This window comes from Kitasatospora sp. MY 5-36 (assembly GCF_001182915.1).
Taxonomy (GTDB): domain Bacteria; phylum Actinomycetota; class Actinomycetes; order Streptomycetales; family Streptomycetaceae; genus Kitasatospora.
In genome coordinates, this window is record NZ_LFVW01001057.1 from 1 (window position 1) to 2,166 (window position 2,166).

The following is a 2,166-nucleotide window of genomic DNA, read 5'->3' on the forward strand; positions in this document are numbered from 1 at the left end:
GGCGAAGACGTGGTCGTAGCCGGAGGCGAGCGCCGCCGCGGCCTTCTCCGGCCGGCCGACCGTGCCGATCAGCCGGCCGCCGCCGAGCAGCGGGACGAGCCGGGCGACGGCGTTGCCGATCCCGCCGCCCGCCGAGTGGACCAGGACGGTGTCCCCGGCGGTGAAGCGGCCCGCGTCGGTCAGCAGCAGCATCGAGGTGGCCAGGCCCAGCGGGACGGCGGCGGCCTCGCGCAGCGCCACCCCGTCCGGGAGCGGCACGGTGAGCGCGGCCTCCGCGACCACCACCTCGGCCAGCCCGGCGCCGACCGGCGCGGCGACCACCCGGTCGCCCACCGCCAGGCCGGTGACCCCGGCGCCGAGCTCGCGGACCGTACCGGACACCTCCTTGCCGGGCCGGTACGGCCACTCGGCGGCGTACGCGGCGTCGCCGCGGCGGGTCATCACGTCCACGAAGTTCAGTCCGGCGTGGGCGACGTCGACCGCCACCTGGCCCGGTCCGGGGTGCGGCACCGGGACCTCCCGGACCTCCGAGTTCTCCGCTCCACCGGGTGCGGTCATCACCAGCGCACGCATGTCGGGCCCCCTCGACTACGATGTTCGACGAACGACGAAATTGGCGCGGGACAGTGGTACCACGCCATTTCCATGGATGTCGAACATCGCAGATCAGGGAGGTCGACCCATGCCCCGCAGCACCCGCCGACGACCGGCGCTCGCCCACCCCGCGGCCGAGGAGATCGACCTCTTCGACGTCCTGCACGCGCTCTCCGACCCCACCCGGATGACCATCGTCCGCGTTCTGCGCACCGAGCCCGAACGGGCCTGCGGCACCTTCCCGGTGGACGTCGCGCCCTCCACCCTGAGCCACCACTTCAAGGTGCTGCGCGAGTCCGGCCTGATCGTCCAGCGCGAGGAGGCCAACCGGCGCTTCTCCGCCCTGCGCACCGTCGACCTGGAGCAGCGCTTCCCCGGGCTGCTCGACACCGTCCTCGCCGCCCACGCCGCCGCCGCCGTCGCCCACGCCGGTACGGCGGGTTAGGCGACACCGGGGCGCTCAACGCCGGTGCCAGACCGCCCAGTTCTGCCGGGCGTCGAAGCGCTCGACGTACCAGTCGGCGGGGTGGCCCGGCCAGTACGCCTCCGGCGGCTTCCCCTCCCCGGGCAGCGGGAGGACCATCACGTTCGCCTCCGCCGGGACGGGCTGCCAGCGGGGGTCGCGGGACCAGACCCGCCCCCGGTAGACCTCGAAGGTCTGGGCGGCGCGCAGCGACCAGTCGACGTCCCAGGCGAACACCACGTTGTCGTCCGCCGTGATCCCGGCGGCGCGGGTGAAGCCGGTCGCCAGGCCCTCGCGGCCCTCCGCGTGCGGCCGGGCGACCTGTGCGGTGATCGTCGTGGTGGCGAAGGCGGCGAACAGCGCCAGCGAGACGCCGAGCGCCCCGAGCACCCGGCGGCCCCCGGCGTGGCGGACCAGGACCGCCGCGCCGAGCAGGACCAGCACGGCGGCGCAGGTGCGGGGCAGGTCGATCCGGCCCCAGTCCGCGGCCAGGAAGGAGACGTCGGGCAGGGTCCAGGGGATGAACATCGACGTCCGCAGCCGCTCGCCGGCCGCCAGCGCCACGACCCCGGCGAGCAGCAGGACGAGCCCGGCCGCGACCGCCGCCGTCCGGACCAGCGCGCGGCGACCGTACCGCGCGAGCACCGCGACGCCCGCGACGAAGGCCGACGGGACGAGGTAGGAGGTGTACCGGGCGTACACCCAGTCGTCGACCCGGCCGTCCAGCGGCAGGGCGGCGGCGGAGGCCACGGCCGTGCCGAACAGCAGGGCCACCAGCACGCCGCCGGTGGTCCGCAGGGCGGGCGGCCGGCGGCGGTCGAACACCGCGCACAGGCAGGCGACGACGGCGAGCCCGCCGGCACCCCAGGTGGAGACGGTGAAGTACCAGATCTGACCGGCCGCCCGGGCGAGGGTCTGCACGGCGGTGCCCGGATCGGTCAGGCCCTTCCAGAGCGAGCCGCCGACGTCGCTGTCCGGGACGGTGAACCGCGCGTGCAGCCAGGCCGACAGCAGCTCGGCGCCGAGCACGCCGAGGCCGAGCGCCGCGAGCCCGGCCGCCGTGGCGCGCCACGGCGCCCGGCGCAGCAGCAGGACGCCGAGCAGGACGG

General features: G+C 76.0%; 3 protein-coding genes. 1 reads left to right on the forward strand and 2 read right to left on the reverse strand.

Annotation, left to right across the window (positions count from 1 at the left end; all coding sequences use genetic code 11):
• Window positions 1-573 (reverse strand): alcohol dehydrogenase catalytic domain-containing protein (locus tag AE652_RS40025; RefSeq protein ID WP_049660620.1); only part of this gene is annotated, 573 nt, incomplete at its 3' end.
• A gap of 109 nt (window positions 574-682) precedes the next feature.
• On the opposite strand from AE652_RS40025, the gene AE652_RS40030 reads away from it, so the two are divergent.
• Entirely contained in the window at window positions 683-1,039 is a 357-nt protein-coding gene (locus AE652_RS40030) for a helix-turn-helix transcriptional regulator (protein WP_049660622.1), read from the forward strand.
• Between the two features lie 15 nt (window positions 1,040-1,054).
• Here the strand turns inward: AE652_RS40030 and AE652_RS40035 are convergent.
• The coding region (locus AE652_RS40035; protein WP_049660623.1) for a hypothetical protein at window positions 1,055-2,166 on the reverse strand (1,112 nt) is incomplete at its 5' end.

Bases quoted from the DNA above. Each gene is read 5' to 3' on its own strand.
- AE652_RS40030 (WP_049660622.1), top strand. From the start codon at position 683: ATGCCCCGCAGCACCCGCCGACGACCGGCGCTCGCCCACCCCGCGGCC.